General features: G+C 42.7%; 13 protein-coding genes. 5 read left to right on the forward strand and 8 right to left on the reverse strand.

What is annotated here, in order from left to right:
* Nucleotides 1-115 precede the first annotated feature (115 nt).
* Nucleotides 116-1045 carry a M28 family peptidase gene (locus J2X69_RS04165; protein WP_310098891.1) on the reverse strand — a complete coding sequence of 310 codons (930 nt, stop codon included), beginning with the start codon at nucleotides 1043-1045 and terminating at the stop codon, nucleotides 116-118.
* Nucleotides 1046-1114: 69 nt separating this feature from the next.
* Between J2X69_RS04165 and J2X69_RS04170 the strand changes: the two genes are divergently transcribed.
* Entirely contained in the window at nucleotides 1115-2095 is a 981-nt protein-coding gene (locus tag J2X69_RS04170; RefSeq protein WP_310098894.1) for an NTPase, read from the forward strand.
* 201 nt (nucleotides 2096-2296) lie between these two features.
* Here J2X69_RS04170 and yjjX read toward each other — a convergent pair whose 3' ends face one another.
* Nucleotides 2297-2863, reverse strand: coding sequence for an inosine/xanthosine triphosphatase (yjjX, locus tag J2X69_RS04175; protein ID WP_310098896.1), 567 nt, complete (start codon nucleotides 2861-2863; stop codon nucleotides 2297-2299).
* A gap of 25 nt (nucleotides 2864-2888) precedes the next feature.
* Complete coding sequence (locus J2X69_RS04180) at nucleotides 2889-3596, reverse strand: YebC/PmpR family DNA-binding transcriptional regulator (RefSeq protein ID WP_310098899.1); 708 nt, start codon at nucleotides 3594-3596, stop codon at nucleotides 2889-2891.
* A gap of 146 nt (nucleotides 3597-3742) precedes the next feature.
* Here J2X69_RS04180 and J2X69_RS04185 point away from each other — a divergent pair, with 146 nt between their 5' ends.
* Together J2X69_RS04185 and J2X69_RS04190 are read left to right on the forward strand one after the other, a co-directional pair.
* Nucleotides 3743-5074 (forward strand): NAD(P)/FAD-dependent oxidoreductase, encoded by a 1332-nt coding sequence (locus J2X69_RS04185; protein WP_310098902.1) that lies wholly within the window; start codon nucleotides 3743-3745, stop codon nucleotides 5072-5074.
* Nucleotides 5075-5164: 90 nt separating this feature from the next.
* Nucleotides 5165-5581, forward strand: a complete 417-nt coding sequence (locus tag J2X69_RS04190) for a DUF4890 domain-containing protein (RefSeq protein WP_310098905.1) — start codon at nucleotides 5165-5167, stop codon at nucleotides 5579-5581.
* Between the two features lie 56 nt (nucleotides 5582-5637).
* Here the strand turns inward: J2X69_RS04190 and J2X69_RS04195 are convergent, their stop codons facing one another.
* The 5 genes from J2X69_RS04195 to mutY form a co-directional block, all read right to left on the reverse strand.
* Nucleotides 5638-7113 carry a glutamate synthase subunit beta gene (locus J2X69_RS04195; RefSeq protein ID WP_310098908.1) on the reverse strand — a complete coding sequence of 492 codons (1476 nt, stop codon included), beginning with the start codon at nucleotides 7111-7113 and terminating at the stop codon, nucleotides 5638-5640.
* 1 nt (nucleotide 7114) lies between these two features.
* Nucleotides 7115-11605, reverse strand: coding sequence for a glutamate synthase large subunit (gene gltB, locus J2X69_RS04200; RefSeq protein ID WP_310098911.1), 4491 nt, complete (start codon nucleotides 11603-11605; stop codon nucleotides 7115-7117).
* 393 nt (nucleotides 11606-11998) lie between these two features.
* Nucleotides 11999-13348, reverse strand: coding sequence for a gliding motility-associated protein GldE (gene gldE / locus J2X69_RS04205; RefSeq protein WP_310098914.1), 1350 nt, complete (start codon nucleotides 13346-13348; stop codon nucleotides 11999-12001).
* A gap of 70 nt (nucleotides 13349-13418) precedes the next feature.
* The gene (locus J2X69_RS04210; RefSeq protein ID WP_310098917.1) at nucleotides 13419-13880 is read right to left on the reverse strand and encodes a single-stranded DNA-binding protein; all 462 of its coding nucleotides are present in this window, start codon (nucleotides 13878-13880) and stop codon (nucleotides 13419-13421) included.
* Between the two features lie 45 nt (nucleotides 13881-13925).
* The gene (gene mutY, locus J2X69_RS04215; RefSeq protein WP_310098920.1) at nucleotides 13926-14999 is read right to left on the reverse strand and encodes an A/G-specific adenine glycosylase; all 1074 of its coding nucleotides are present in this window, start codon (nucleotides 14997-14999) and stop codon (nucleotides 13926-13928) included.
* 145 nt (nucleotides 15000-15144) lie between these two features.
* On the opposite strand from mutY, the gene J2X69_RS04220 reads away from it, so the two are divergent.
* The gene (locus tag J2X69_RS04220; protein WP_310098922.1) at nucleotides 15145-15453 is read left to right on the forward strand and encodes an HU family DNA-binding protein; all 309 of its coding nucleotides are present in this window, start codon (nucleotides 15145-15147) and stop codon (nucleotides 15451-15453) included.
* Between the two features lie 18 nt (nucleotides 15454-15471).
* Complete coding sequence (locus J2X69_RS04225) at nucleotides 15472-16299, forward strand: tetratricopeptide repeat protein (RefSeq protein WP_310098926.1); 828 nt, start codon at nucleotides 15472-15474, stop codon at nucleotides 16297-16299.
* Nucleotides 16300-16474: the final 175 nt, after the last annotated feature.

Consider the following 16474-nt stretch of genomic DNA (forward strand, 5'->3'; position numbering starts at 1 on the left):
TGAGCCTCCATATCAAAAGCTTGGTGATAAAGTCTGTTTTGGCCAAAATTTCGCGTTAGTAGCGTGCTTTAAAATCTAATTTAAGTAAGATACCTATCAATAAAAAGAGGAGGAACTACTCTTTGGGCAGTGCTGCATCAAGTGCTAAGGTACACTTCAATATAAGATTGACTGCATTGATGTAAAATCGCTGATCAATATTTTCGAATGAATCACTTGGCTGATGATAATCGTCATGATCTTCTACACCAAAATAAATGTGCGGAACATTGGCATTGAAAAAGGGGCCATGATCTGAAGATTGTGTCCAATTATCAGGCCCGGTGTTGGGCTCATCGTGACCAAAAAGTAATTTAGGAGTAGATTCTGCAGCGATACTTTCGAGTATTGTTTTTAAACTTGGATTGTAATACGTACCTGAAGCATATAGTTCCCCTTTTTCATTTCTTGAGATCATATCCATATTGATATTCAGAACGATTTGATCCATTGGAAAAGGGAAGTCTTTTACTAAAGCCTTTGCTCCCTGTAGCCCCATTTCTTCACCGTCCAATGCGGCAAAAATCATGGAGTGCTCAGGACGATTTTTATTGAAATATTTTGCTAATTCAATCAAAGCGGCGGTTCCCGAAGCATTGTCATCCGCTCCGTTATAGATAGAATCACCTGCTGCATCAGGTTTGCCAATGCCTATGTGATCGTAATGCGCAGTGATTACAATTAGTTTTTTGGAAGAACTGCCGGCAACAAATCCCACGACGTTTACCGCATTTTCATAAGTCGTGTTTTCTCGTCTATTATCAAAAGAAAACCGCTGCTGATAATCAGGGTAGTGAGTTTCAAGCCCGATATTTTTGAATTGTCCAAGGATAAAATCACGAGCCTCGGCGTTGCCTTCACTACCTGTTTTTCGACCTTTCAATTCATCTGTTGACAAAAATTTAATAGTTTCGATCAGGCTTTTATCGTCGATACTTTGCCCGTTTGCTTGGAGAAATACCAGAAAGAGTAAACAATTTAGGGCGTTTTTGATTGTGGGATGCATCAGGGAAAGTATTTTGCGTTATGTATATTGGTAAAATTAATAAGCTTAGTGGATCACGCCTCTGAATTCATGAAATATAATGCCTTACTTATTTTTATTCTTTTGGCGAATCTCCGGTTTGTCTCAGCTCAAGGAGGTCTTCCGAAGTCCTTTTTTGATGGAAAATCTGTGGTTTTGGTCTCCACTGATCCCGGCAGCAGGCCGCTGATGACATGGAAAGAAGTGGCTGATAGTGTTCACAATTCATTGGTACAAGCAGGGGGGGATCCTGTGGCCTATTTTGAGTTGGAGAAAATTGCCCTCTCGGAAGCTGTTCAGCTTGATTATGCTAAGTCTTTTCAGCAGCGCCTTGTGAAAAATATTGTTCTGGTCACGCGACAGAAAAATCAAATGAGTATTCATGTTGCGCCATTTACCGGAAACGGACAAATAATACCCTCAACGACCCTATTTGGTGTGACCGGTGAGAATATTGGAATTGCTACGGCCCAGTTTGGTAAGGTAGGAGAAAATCAGTCCTCACATAATCTTCTGGTATTGGATGTACCTGAATACTTGGCAATCAGTACTTCTGAAGCTTCATCTAGTCAGAAATTTTTAGCCAAGAACCCCCTTAATCTGGATGTCTTCAAGCTGGGAATTATTATAGAAGGATCCTCTGCGGAGACGGGCCTGCTGAGTTATTTCAGGTATGATATGTACGGAAAGTCGCAAGAAGCGATTTTGGCAGCTCAGGCAGCTCAGAAATCGGGGATTGAGCAGGTACTGAAGCAGGAATATCCGTATCAGGTAGAGTGGCTGACAGAAGCGAAATCCGAGCAGGAGTTAATTCGCGAAAAAATACAATTTCTATTGGTCAAAGTAGAAGGCAGAGAGGCGGATTTGATGAGAAGTATGGGGCTTGTTCCCACATCAGATGCTTCCCGGATTGTAGTTAAGTATTACATCAAACTATTAGTCCGAAATGAGCTCTATATAGGCCCTGAATGGGATGCTGATCCGGATTGGAGAGTTGCTTTGAAAAATTTTCTGGTAAACTTAAAAAAATAGACCTCTCATAAGAGAGGTCTATAGCTACTTAATGTTAGGGGTGATTTAAGCAACTTTTACTTCCGTTGATTATCAAGGCACGTTTGTAATATTCCGTACCTTTTGGATAAATCAAAGTTTTAAATTTCAATAATTCAATAATAGTCAAAAATTTTCCGAATAAATGGAACTTAGACAAAAAAATTATAAAAATCAGCTTCTTTAAAATAGCTCTTTATTTAGAAATGGAATTAAAGCCAGCACAATAGCCTGAGTATAATAGGTTTGTCTGGTTATCGCCCCGCGAGTAAGAATTCCGACGGCTCCACCGTTTTGCTTGGAATTTTCCTGAGCGAAGAATTGATCATCGGCTTCGCCAAGTTCCAGTCCTGAGTGAATTAAGTTGGCGATTGCTTCAGGGAGATAAAATGTCCCTGTTTTTGCTTTGCCGTGAAGACCGGATTTGTGTTCGATATAAATCCAGGCAAAGGCGAACATACCCCGCTCGTCGCTTTCTATGCCTCCTTCTATTCCTACCCAATAATCAGCCTCTGGGAAAGCTTTTTTGGAATTGATCACGCGATTTCTGGCACCTAGGTATGTCTCTTCATTGCCTACGGGTTGATCAGATACCTGCGAGGCGGCATTGATTCCATTCACAGTGAACCCTGCGGAAAATGCTTCGGTAAAAGCCGATTCGGTGCAGGCTACCTTCACTATATTTTTGCTTCCTACTATTACTAAAGGCTTTTCTGAAGCTTGAAAGTTTTCTCTTTTTGGGAAATTCATAGAATAAAAAAACCTAGGCGGATGCCTAGGCCATGTTTGTGAAAATTTGGTTTACATCGTCATCTTCTTCCATCTTTTCAATCATCTTATTGATAATCTCTTCCTGCTCTTCATCGAGCTCGGTAAGTGTAGATGGGAAGCGCTGGAAATCTGCGCTGATCACTTCTATATTTTTTTCTTCAAGTGCTTTCTGCATGGTTCCGAAATCCTCAAACTCGGTGTAAACGAAGATTTCCCCTTCATTTTCATCGATATCAACCAGTCCGAAATCAATTAGCTCAAATTCCAGTTCTTCTAAGTCGAATTCTCCTTTAGTAAAGCGGAATACAGCTTTTCTGTCAAACATAAATACCACGGAGCCAGAGGTTCCCAAGGAGCCACCTGCTTTGGAGAAGTAGCTTCTTATGTTCGCTACAGTTCTATTGATGTTGTCTGTAGACGTTTCCACCACTACCGCAATTCCAAAAGGACCGTATCCTTCGTAAACTACTTCTTCGTAGTCTTTCTCGTCCTTGTTAGAAGCACGCTTGATCGCTGCCTCTATTCTGTCCTTGGGCATTTGAGCTCCCTTGGCATTTTGGATTATTGTACGAAGCCTGGGGTTTGAAGCGGGTTCGGGTCCTCCCGATTTCACCGCCATTACAATTTCTTTTCCCAGACGCGTAAAAACTTTGGACATTTTGTCCCAACGCTTGAATTTCCTCTCTTTTCTGAATTCAAATGCTCTTCCCATGGTTAGTATTATTTGGGTAGTAAAATTAGTAAATCTTTTCGTTTAGGGTGAAAAATGAAAGGTTCCAAGTAAAGTTTTGGTAATTTCCCCCAAGAAATCTGCCCAAAATAGACCGTAAACCGTAAGTACTAAAAAACACTTTTAATATGTCGGATTTTCTATCCCACCCTCTTCCAAATATTCCCAAATCGGATCTTCCAAAAGTAGTAATCATAGGAGCCGGTTTTGGTGGGCTAAAGCTAGCCATGAAGTTGATGAATAAGCAATTTCAGGTGATTTTATTGGACAAACATAATTATCATCAGTTTCAGCCATTGTTCTATCAGGTTGCCACTGCGGGACTGGAGCCCAGCGCTATTTCATTTCCGCTTCGCAAGGTTTTTCATGGATCCAAGAATGTGACATTCCGCATGGCGCAGGCTGATCATTTTGACCCAAAAATCAAGCGGCTCTATACGGATATGGGTTACTTGGATTATTCCTATCTGGTGATGGCTATGGGTGCAGATACAAACTATTTTGGATCCAAAAGTATAGAGGAAACTTCCTCTCCCATGAAAACTGTGTCTGAGGCACTTTACATTCGAAACAAGATAATTTCCAATTACGAGCGGGCTATTAATATTGAGAAAGAGGAAGACCGTAAGTCCCTTATGAACGTGGTGATCGTAGGTGGAGGGCCTACAGGGGTGGAACTTGCCGGTGCTATGGCAGATCTGAGGAATAGTGTGCTGCCAAAGGATTACCCTGAGTTGAACTTCCGCAACATGAAAATTGTGCTCATAGAAGCCGGTCCCGAATTGCTGGGGCCCATGTCCAAAGAGTCCAAGGAAAGTGCTTTAAAGTACCTCCGGCATCTGGGGGTAGAGGTGATGCTGAACACCATGGTGAAGGATTATGATGGCAAGGAAGTAAAACTTGCTGATAAAGAGGCTATCCAAACTCAGACATTGCTTTGGGCTGCAGGAATAAAGCCTAACAGAATAGGGGGCCTGGAAGAAGATAATTATGCCCCGAATGGAAGAATTTTCGTAGATGATTTCTCAGAAGTAAAGGGATGTCCGGGGGTGTATGCGTTGGGGGATATCAGCTTAATGACTCAGGAAACTTATCCCAAAGGGCATCCGCAGGTCGCGCAGGTAGCAATTCAGCAGGCAGTCTGTTTGGCCCATAATCTACACAAAATAGAGGAAGGGAAGGAGAAGAAGGTTTTTAAGTATAAAGACCTGGGATCCATGGCAACAGTAGGAAGAAAGTTGGCAGTGGTTGATCTTCCTTTTATCAAGTTTCAGGGAATATTAGCTTGGTTTACCTGGTTATTTGTCCATCTAATGGCTATTCTCGGTGTTAAAAATAAGCTGTTCATATTCCTCGATTGGTCCTGGAACTATCTGAGCTTTGATCCAAGCCTCAGGCTACTGATAAAACCAAAGGCGGTGCGGCCTAGTGAGGAGAAGGCAATGACTGAGGAGAGGTAGGTTTAAGATTTGTTAACAAAAACTCTTTAGGGTCAGATTAAACTGATAAAGCCCGGCTCGGTCTAACTCATGTAACTAAACAACGGACACATGAACAAATGGATTTTCGCTACAGGACTGATGGTAATGATCAGCCTTAGCACAATGGCGCAGAGAAAAAGTGAAGAAAGACCCAGTGCAGAAGATAGAGCTAAAAAAAGCACGGAACGTATGGCGGAGTCACTCTCCCTGACAGATGCTCAACAGGAACAAATCTTGGCTATCAATTTGGAATTTGCCAAAAAGAATGAGGCTGAAAGAAAAGTTGAAACGGAAGCCCGTAAGGTAGAGATGGAAGCGAAAAGAGCAGAGTTGAAAGAGCAAGATGCTAAAATTCAATCCGTACTGACAGAGGAACAAAAAGCGAAGTGGACTGAAATTAAAGCTGAGAAAATGAATGATCGCAGGCGAGGCAGACCAAATGCACAAATAGATAGGGATCCGCGAAAGAAATCAGGCGGCAATTAATACAAAAAGCCATCCCAATTAAGTGGATGGCTTTCTGTTTTCTAAGGTAAATGATCTTAGTTTATACCGATTTCGGCTTCGACCTGAAAGAAAGATTCGTCTTTCTGAGGAAGGGCAGATTCTCCCATGAGGTATTCATCCACTTTCACAGCAGCCTCTCTGCCTTCGGATATTGCCCAGACGACCAAGGATTGGCCTCTACGCATATCACCGGCCAAGAAGACTTTAGAATTTGTGCTTTGGTAATTTTTAGATTTTGGAAGCGTATTCTCCATGGATTCTACTCCGAATGCTTCCAGCAATCCATTCTGGGCAGGACCTGTATAGCCAATAGCCAAGAATGCCAAGTCACATGGAACAGTTCTTTCAGTTCCTGCGATTTCTTCAAATACCATCCTGCCATCTTTGTGCACCCATTCCAGATCGACCAGACTCAAGCCTGTTACTTGACCTTCCCCATTCACTACAAACTCTTTAGTGAGAATGGAGAACACCCGCTCAGCCCCTTCTTCATGGGAGCTGGAAGTTCTCAAGGTCATAGGCCATTCCGGCCATGGATTAAGGGTGTTTCTCTGCTGAGGAGGTTTAGGCAGCAACTCAAGCTGCATAATCGATGCAGCTCCATGTCTATTCGAAGTGCCTATACAGTCACTTCCTGTATCCCCGCCACCGATTACGATCACATGTTTGCCTTTTGCCGAAATAGGATTTTCACTGATCTCGCCGGAGACTACCTTGTTTTGCTGACCTAGAAATTCCATTGCAAAATGGACACCTTTGGCTTGCGCACCTTTAATGTTCAGACCTCGAGGCTGTCCTGCACCTGTAGAAAGCACTACAGCATCGAAATTTTTAAGAATATTATCTGCTTTGATATTGAAACCTATCTCGGTGTCGCAGGAGAATATTACTCCTTCCTGCTTCATAAATTCGATACGGCGATCAATTACCCATTTTTCCAACTTGAAATCCGGGATACCAAATCGAAGTAAACCTCCCGGTTTGGAATCTTTTTCGAAAAGCGTCACTTCATGTCCAGCCTGATTCAGCTGATCTGCTGCGGCTAATCCTGCAGGTCCGGAGCCGATTACAGCGACAGTTTTTCCTGTTCTTGTTTTCGGAGGATTTGCTTTGATTAGGCCTAGCTCATAGGCTTTCTCTGCAATGTTCTTCTCTATCAATTCGATTGCTACCGGATCTTTATTGATTCCCAATACACAGCTAGCTTCACATGGAGCAGGACAGATTCTCCCGGTGAATTCGGGAAAATTGTTTGTGCTCCTTAGTATTTTGATCGCTTGCTCCCACTCGTTTTTGTAAACCGCATCATTGAAATCCGGAATGACATTTCCGAGTGGGCAGCCACTGTGACAAAACGGTACACCACAATCCATGCATCGCGCTGCCTGATTATTTAACTTTTCGCCCGAGAAAGGCTCATATATTTCCTTGTAGTCACTTAATCTCGCTTTCGCGTCACGACTAACAGGGGTTTCTCTTTTGAATTGAATAAATCCTTCTTTCGCTCCCATATTACGCCAACGATTTTGATTGTTCTAATGCTCTTTTCTCTAAAACTGCCTTGTAATCTCTAGGAATTACCTTGATGAATTTCTCTTTGGATTTGTCCCAATCTTCAAGAAATTTAGTGCCTAGGCCTGACTTGGTCAGTTTCACGTGTCTTTTGAGGAATGTCTTGATCGTGGTGAAATCCTCCTCTTCCAGAATATCTATATCTACCAATTCAGGATTGATCTCCGTGATGTATTCTTTGAGAATATAAGCGATTCCACCGCTCATTCCTGCAGCAAAGTTCCTTCCGATTTCTCCAAGGTTTACCACTAATCCTCCAGTCATGTATTCGCATCCATGATCGCCTATTCCTTCCACTACAGTTTGTACGCCGGAGTTTCTTACACAGAATCGCTCTCCCCCTTTTCCATTGATATATGCTTCTCCGGAAGTAGCGCCATAGAACGCTACGTTACCGATGATGATATTTTCCTCTGGAGTGAATTTGGCATTTCTACTTGGGTAGACGATCAATTTACCACCGGAAAGGCCTTTGCCAAAGTAATCATTGGCCTCTCCTTCCAGTTCGAAATTGACTCCTTTGGTAAGGAATCCTCCGAAAGTCTGGCCTGCAGAACCGGTAAATTTGAAATTGATCGTGTCCTCCGGCAATCCCGGACTTCCGTATATTTTGGAAATCTCATTGGAAAGCATCGCTCCTACAGATCTGTCAATATTCTTGATCTGGAAGCTGCCGGATGAAGCCATCGCCTGCTCAAGAGAAGGATGGGCGGCTTTAATCAACTGACGGTCGAGCACTCTTTTCAGTTCGAATTCCTGATCAATTTGCTTGTGTATACCTACATGATCCGGAACTTCCACTTTATGGAAAATAGGGCTCAGGTCAACTTTGTCCCACTTCCAGTGATTGAGATGTCCGGTAGATTGAAGGACATTACTTTGCCCCACCATTTCATCTATTGTACGGAATCCTAAGGATGCCATGATCTCTCTAAGATCCTGTACTAGGAATTGGAAGTAATTCACTACGTGATCGGGATCACCTGTGAAAAGTTTTCTCAAATCCGGATTTTGGGTTGCAATACCTACAGGACAGGTGTTCAGATGGCATTTTCTCATCATAATACATCCCTCTACTACAAGTGCTGCGGTAGAGATTCCCCATTCTTCAGCTCCCAAAAGTGTCGCAATAGCAAGATCACGACCGGTTCTGAGTTGACCATCGGTTTGAAGCACTACGCGGCTACGTAAGTTGTTTTTTACCAAAGTTTGGTGAGCTTCCGAAAGTCCAAGTTCCCAAGGCAATCCTGCATGTCGGATCGAACTCAACGGAGAAGCTCCGGTTCCCCCGTCCGCACCTGAGATTAGGATCACATCAGCCATGGCTTTTGCCACACCTGCCGCTACAGTACCTACACCGGCTTGAGAAACTAGCTTAACGTTGATTCTTGCTTTTCTATTTGCATTTTTCAGATCGAAGATCAGCTGGGCCAGATCCTCAATGGAGTAAATATCGTGGTGAGGTGGAGGAGAGATCAATCCTACTCCCGGAGTGGAGTGTCTTACTCTACCTATCCAGTCATCTACTTTATGTCCGGGAAGCTGACCGCCTTCTCCCGGCTTGGCTCCCTGTGCCATTTTGATTTGAAGCTCAGCGGCATTGGTGAGGTAATTACTCGTAACGCCGAATCTACCTGATGCTACCTGCTTGATTGCAGAGCGCTCCCAGTCTCCATTCTCTTTTTTGGCAAAACGGATCTCATCTTCTCCTCCTTCTCCGGAGTTGCTCTTGGCACCAATTCTATTCATAGCTATAGCCAGTGTAGAATGGGCTTCGTGAGAAATCGAACCAAAGGACATAGCACCTGTAGCAAACCTTCTCATGATGGAAGATGCCGGTTCTACTTCGTCTATCGGAACAGTGATTCGTTTTTTGAACTCAAACAGGCCTCTCAAGGTCAAGGCATCTTTGCTTTGCTCATTGATTTTGGCTGCAAATTTCTTGTACAGACCAAAGTCATTTAAGCGAGTTGATTTTTGAAGGAGGTGGATTGTTTCAGGATTGAACAAGTGTTTTTCACCTCTTCTCTTCCACTGGTATACACCCCCCTGTTCTAGAATTGGAGATTCTGTTTCGTAAGCCGCTCTGTGGCGGATTAGGACTTCCTCTGCCAACTCATCAAAGGAAATACCGGAGATTCTCGATATCGTTCCTTTAAAACATCTGTCGATCACTTCGGGTCCCAGTCCTATTGCTTCGAATATCTGTGCGCTTTGGTACGATTGAAGGGTACTGATTCCCATTTTGGAAAGAACTTTCAAGAGCCCTTTTCCTATCGCAGCCTGATAGTTTGAGAACAGTTTCTTCTGGCTTTTGGCATTTGGCAGTTCGCCTTTTTCAAACATGTCCAGAAGTGATTCCAGTGCCATGTATGGATTGATGGCAGAAGCTCCGTAGCCTATGGCAGTGGCGAAATGATGTGTTTCCCGTATATCTCCTGATTCTAAGACCAATCCTGCACTGGTTCTGATCTTCTTCTTCACTAAGTGGTGATGTACAGCTCCGATCGCCAATAGTGACGGGATCGGTGCACATTCTTCGGTGCTGTTACGGTCAGAGATGATAATGATATTTTTCCCTTCGCTGATCGCTTTTTCTGCTTCATCACATAGCTTGTTGAGAGCTTCCAGTAGTCTTCCGGGTTTATGATCTGCAAGGAAATGACTCGAAAGAGTAGCACATCTATAACCCTGTCCTTCCATCTTTTGAATCTTTTCCAGATCCTCATTTAAAAGCACCGGCTGGGAGATGTGGATTTGACGGGTATGTTTTGGGCTTTCTTCCAAAATATTCTGTCCCACACCCAGTCGGGTGAAAAGCGACATGACCAAACGCTCACGGATAGGGTCAATCGGCGGATTACTTACTTGGGCAAACAGCTGCTTAAAGTAATTCGAAATATGCTGACTCTCTTTGGATAGCACAGCCAGAGGAGTATCAGCTCCCATGGAGCCGATTGCTTCATAGGCAGTATCTCCCATAGGGCTCAGCACTACTTTGAGTTCCTCAGAAGTATATCCAAATATAGTTTGGTGTTTCTTGATATTCTCGGTGGAATAAGGATGAGTCAATGTGCCAGGAGCATCTTCCAAACGAAGTTTGATACGCTGATCAGCTACCCATTTCTCATAGGGCTGCTTGCTGCACACTTCTCCTTTTACTTCCTCGTCAAATACTACGCGGCCTTTTTCCAAATCCGCCCAAATCATTCTCCCTGGGCTAATCCGTCCTTTTTCGATAATGGTAGCCTCACGAATAGGTAAAGCTCCGGCTTCTGACGAAAGGATAAGGCGCTTATCTTTTGTGATGAAATATCTTAATGGGCGTAAGCCATTTCTGTCTAGCGTAGCTCCTACGGATTTTCCATCGGTAAACAGCAAAGCTGCAGGGCCATCCCAAGGCTCAACAAGAGATGCGTGGAATTTGTAGAAGGATTTTCTGTCCCGATCCATGACCTCATTATCCTGCCATGCCTCCGGTACCAGCATCATCATGGCATGAGGGAGTGATCTGCCACTCAGAGTCAGCAGTTCCACCATTGCATCGAGATTTGCGGAATCTGACTTTTGCTTGTCAGTAATAGGCATCAATCTGGAAAGCTCCTCATCAGTGAAATACTTAGATTTCATGAGGTTCTCCTTAGATTTCATCTTGTTCAGATTCCCTTTGATCGTATTGATCTCACCATTGTGGGAAAGGAAACGGAATGGCTGAGCCAGTCTCCAGTTAGGAAAGGTGTTGGTGGAGAATCGCGAGTGAACTATGGCAAAAGCAGATTCGATTTTGGAGTTCTGAAGGTCTTTGTAAAAAGCCAAAACCTGATCAGTTCGTAGCTGTCCCTTATATATAAGTGTCTGACTACTCAAACTCGCAAAATAGAAGGACTGATTAACACCTGGAATTTTGGTGTTTATCTCTGAAGTAGAATAGTTTCTAAGTACATATAGCTTACGCTCCAGTTCAATTCCGGTAAGCCCCTTTTTGTGCCTGACAAAAAGTTGCTCAATATTAGGCATTACTTCCAGTGCTCCGGATCCGGGTACTGTTTCATCCACAGGCACAGATCTATAACCGATCAATTCAAAATCCAACTCCTCGATCAATTGATTAAGGAGTTCTTTTGACCGGTGAAATAACTGCTTATTCTTTGGGAAAAAGGTCATGCCCACCCCATAAGATCCGGCTTCGGGAAGCGAGACCTCTGTACGCGCAGTAATATCCTTTAGAAACTGATGCGGTACCTGTATTAATATGCCGGCACCATCGCCGGTCTTAGGATCAGATCCACGACCGCCACGGTGCTCCATGTTGCTTAGCATATATAAGGCATCGCTAATCGTCTCATGTGAGGGAACTGCGCTCAGATCAACAACCGCACCTATACCGCAGGAGTCATGCTCAAACTCCGATCGATACAAACCTTCTTGCATTTTTATAGAATTTATTAGGTTCAAAATTTCCAAAAATTACAGAAAAAATTTGTCCTATTAAAATTACGGCAACAAAACGGCTGCTTTAGTGCCTTATTTTTTATGGATTTTGACTTTTTTGATTTTTTGGCAATTAACTTTTTGGTGTATAAAACAGAACGACCCAATAAAATTTATGGCAAAATTGAGAGAAATAGGGTGTTTTTTTGCCCAAAACCAGAAAAAAATATGTGAAAATTCTATTTTTAGGATTCGAAAAAATAGAGCTAAAAAAAATAAAATTATTTTTCGAAATTTTTGTTGCCAACTCTTCGATTCGCTGGGGAGGTTACAGTGAAAAGAATATTATTCTGAATAATTGGAAAAACTAAAAATATTGTAGTTGACTGTTGCTCAGTCAGTATGAGGGCCTAGGACATCCTTGTCCAGAGAATTGATATGAACCTTTATTTTTTTGATTTTTCGGGCATCTACTGCCAGTATGGTGAATACGAAATCTCCAAATTTGATCTTGGTGCCATTTTTAGGCAATTTAGAATTAAGCTCAAGAAGCAAGCCGCCAAGAGATTCACTTTCTCCTTTCACGTCTTCAAATATCTGGTTGTCCAGGTCCAGCTTTTTGCAGAAATCATTCAGGGAAACTTTACCTTCAAATATAAAAGTAGCTGGGTCAATCTCTTGGAAGAAGATGTCGTCATGGTCGTCAAATTCGTCATTGATTTCACCGATTATTTCCTCGATTAGGTCTTCAAGAGTGACCAGTCCTGAAGTTCCCCCATATTCATCCACCACGATAGCCATGTGGACTCTTTTTAATTGGAAGTCTTTTAATAAGGTGTCTACTTTTTTGTTTTCAGGCACAAAGAAACTCTTCCGGATCAGCTCATTCCAAGCGAAATCCTCATCCCTTTCTATAAAAGGAAGCAGGTCTTTGATGTAGAGTATGCCCTTAATGTTGTCAATGGTCTCTTCGTACACAGGAATTCGGGAATAACCGCTCTTGTTGATTTTGTCCATCAGCTCATGGAAATCAATGTCGGTATCAACGGCAGTAATATCCATACGGCTTTGCATGACTTGCTTCACCGTGAGTGTACCGAAGTTTACTATCCCGCGAAGAATTTCTCTTTCCTCATTCGGGGCATCCTCTGTAGTCAATTCAAGCGCCTGGTTCAGCTCATTGACCGAAAGCGAATAGCCCCTCTTTTCGATCCGCTTTTCCAGCAGGTTGCTGAAGGCCATCAAAAACATGGAAAAGGGCCTTAGAATGGTGGAAAAGAAGGTAATACTGGGTGCCATGATAAGACTGAATTCCACCTTTGCTTTATTTGCATAGACCTTTGGGACGATCTCTCCAAAAAACACGATAGCGAATGTCACGCCGATCGTTTGGACTAAGATTATTATTATCCCCGTAGCAGTTTTTCCAAAAATGGACCATGCCACAAAGGTTGTTAGTGTCACTATCCCAATATTGATGAGGTTATTGAGAATGAGAATAGTGCTGAGCAGGTTTTTGGGAGCTTCTACCAGATTGATGACTTTTTTGCCGCGGGGGCTATTTTCTTCTTCGATATTTCCCAAATCTTCATTTGTAAGGGAAAAAAAAGCTACCTCTGAGCCGGAAACTAGGGCAGAGCCTATTAATAGAAGTATAAAAAGCAATCCATTTATAATCAGATAACTTGCCGAAGGTGCGTTAATCTGAGCGAGTAAATGGTAACTCGGATAGGGATCGTCCATGTATTAAACCGCAGTGGTTAATGCAAAATTAAAACATTCCCCCGAAAATAGCTTCCAGGGGAATAGAATATTAAAATGGGAGATCGTCATCTTCTGTATCTGAAACCATTTCTTGTGTTTTAGGCGCTGAAGTAGGCGCCACCGATGCAGGTCTTTGTTGGGTGGATTGCGGAGAAGGGGCTGAGCTTCCCGCGCCGTCGGGTTTGCTGCCAAGCATAGTAAAGCTTAGCACCCTGATTCTGGTTCTATAGCGATTTTGCCCTTGCTCATCCTGCCATTTGTCAGTTTTGATTTTACCTTCTACGTAAATCTGACTACCTTTTTTGAGGTATTGCTCAGCTATTTTAGCCTGTGCTCCCCACATTTCCAGATCGTGCCATTCAGTTTGCTCTACTCTTTCACCGTTTCGGTTTTTGTATGCCTCTGTGGTTGCCAAACTTACATTTGCCACCGCATTGTCGCCTTCCAGATACTTTACTTCCGGATCTGCGCCGAGATTTCCTACTAGGATTACTTTATTTACTCCTGCCATAACTAGTTTAATTTAAGATTGAAAAAGTCGAATACTTGAAGTTAGTCAAATCCCTTGATCGTTCAAAAAGTTCACAATTAACTTTGGCTTTGCCAAGTATTCGATCTTGTCTTCTGCCACCAGCATAAATCCTTCATTTTCACACCAATTTTCAAGTACTTCGGAATTTTCTTCTTTTATTTCCACTTCAGAGAAAACGGCATTTAATCGTTGATGTGACAAAATGTGTCTGTATTTTTTAGGAAAACGCCGGGTTTCCTCCTCAGAGGTTAAGGGGATGTCCATTACAGAAGGCAGTAGCTCACTGCTTGATTCTATCTGAGGAAAGTCGAAAAGACCCTCCCAGATATCGCCTGAAGTTCGCTTTTTCCATACCCACCTCTTACCGCACTTAATGACATAATAATGGAAATGACGCTCTTTGATTTTTACTTTATTGATTTTCACGGGCAGATCCGACACCATATTATATAGAAGAGCAAAACAGGAGTCTTTCAATGGACACGAGGAGCAGTCGGGTTTTTTGGGAGTGCACAGTCTGGCACCAAAATCCATCATCGCTTGATTGAATTCTCCCGGATTGTCTTTAGGGATAAGCTGATTGGCCAAGGTCTCGAATTCTTTCTTTGCTTTGGAACTCGCTATATCGGTTTCAATACCGAAGTATCTTGCCAGTACCCGGAACACATTGCCGTCCACTACGGCTTTGGGCTCATTATAGGCGAAGCTTGCTATTGCCGATGCGGTGTAGCTTCCAACTCCTTTTAATTTCAGCAGTTCATCGTATGTTTTTGGAAACACACCGTTCATATCATGCCAGATACTTTTTGCGCAAGCATGAAGATTCCTTGCTCTACTATAATATCCCAGACCCTGCCATAGTCTGAGGACCTCCTCTTCCGGTGCCAAAGCCAAATCCTTCACGGTGGGGTAAGTCTCCACAAAAGCGTAATAATATGGTAACCCCTGAGCTACCCGCGTCTGCTGAAGAATGATTTCTGAGAGCCAAATTTTGTATGGATCAATGGTTCCTCTCCATGGTAAATCTCTTGGATTTTCTCTGTACCAAGTTAGTATTTGATGCGAAAAAGCCTGATATTCAGTGGTTTTATAACCCATAGTCAATTATAATCTATCATACAAATCAAGCTAATTTTTGCGAATATGTTTTTTAATTGCAATGGTTCTCTTACATTTGCAGTCCCAAAAACACTTGGTTAATAGGTTGTTAAGCTTATTTCGTAATTTCTAAATTAATATTACAGTGACTAAAGCAGAAGTAATCACTAAGATCTCGGACAAAACAGGTATCCAAAAGGATGATGTTACACAAGCCATTGAGGCGTTCTTCAAAGTAGTGAAGGATTCAATGGCTGAAGGAGACAATATCTACGTGAGAGGATTTGGTAGCTTCATCAATAAGAAGAGAGCTAAAAAAATCGCCCGAAACATCTCCAAAAACACAGCGATCGTTATCGACGAGCACTATATTCCGGCTTTCAAGCCATCTAAAGTGTTCGTAGAGAAGATTAAAAACAGCAAAAAAATCAAGGAACTAGCTCATCAGGACTAAGTCTGAAGGGTTTTTGACATGAAAAGATCTCAACTCATACTTATCGCAATAGGAGTCATCGCAATCGGTGGATTGTATGTCCTTCCTAGTGTGGTCGTAGACAATGACAGTAAGGCGGATGGAGTTTCTCAGGAAAATCCATCCGCTTCTACTTCGTCTGCTGATCCCATAGCGATGCATGAGGCTGAGCTAAGTACTGATCAGAGGCTACAGATAAATACGCTGAAGCTTCAGATCGCAGAAAACTCTTCTACGGAAGAGCTGAAATCTTCTAGCGAAGAGATTGCTGCGATCTATCAGGAACTTGGGAAGTACGATAGTGCGGGATATTATTTAAGTTTGGCGGCCGACCAGCAGTCAGACACGGAGTTGGCCGAAAAAGCGGGCATTGCCTACTATGAGGCATTCAGCTTTGCGCTGGATCCGGAGAAAGTAACTTACACTGCCGAACAGACCCGAAAGTATTTAACACAGGTGTTGGATAATGATCCCACCCGATTGGATTTGAAAACCAAGATAGCGATGACTTATGTGTCCTCGTCCAACCCAATGCAAGGGATCACAATGCTAAGAGAAATCTTGGAGCAGGATCCGCAAAATGAGGACGGGCTGTTCAACATGGGCGTACTATCTATGCAATCAGGCCAGTACAAGCGAGCTACTGAGCGATTTGAAGAATTGATCCAATATCATCCGGACAATCTTCAGGGGCAGTTTTACTTGGGCGTGAGCTATTTTGAAGCCAAACAAAACAACAAAGCGAAAGCTCAGTTTGAGAAAGTAAAGATGATGACCAAGGATGAGATGATTCTTGGAAGCGTCGAAAGCTATCTCGACAAGCTATAATTTATTCATATCACTACTAAATCCAAAGACTATGCCTTGCGGAAAGAAAAGAAAGAGACATAAGATCGCTACGCACAAGCGTAAGAAGAGACTAAGAAAAAACAGACATAAGAAGAAGTAATACACTTCTTCTTATTGTCATTTGAGTACACGTTCATTTACATAATAAGACGAG

It is taken from the genome of Algoriphagus sp. 4150, from assembly GCF_031457395.1.
Lineage (GTDB): Bacteria > Bacteroidota > Bacteroidia > Cytophagales > Cyclobacteriaceae > Algoriphagus.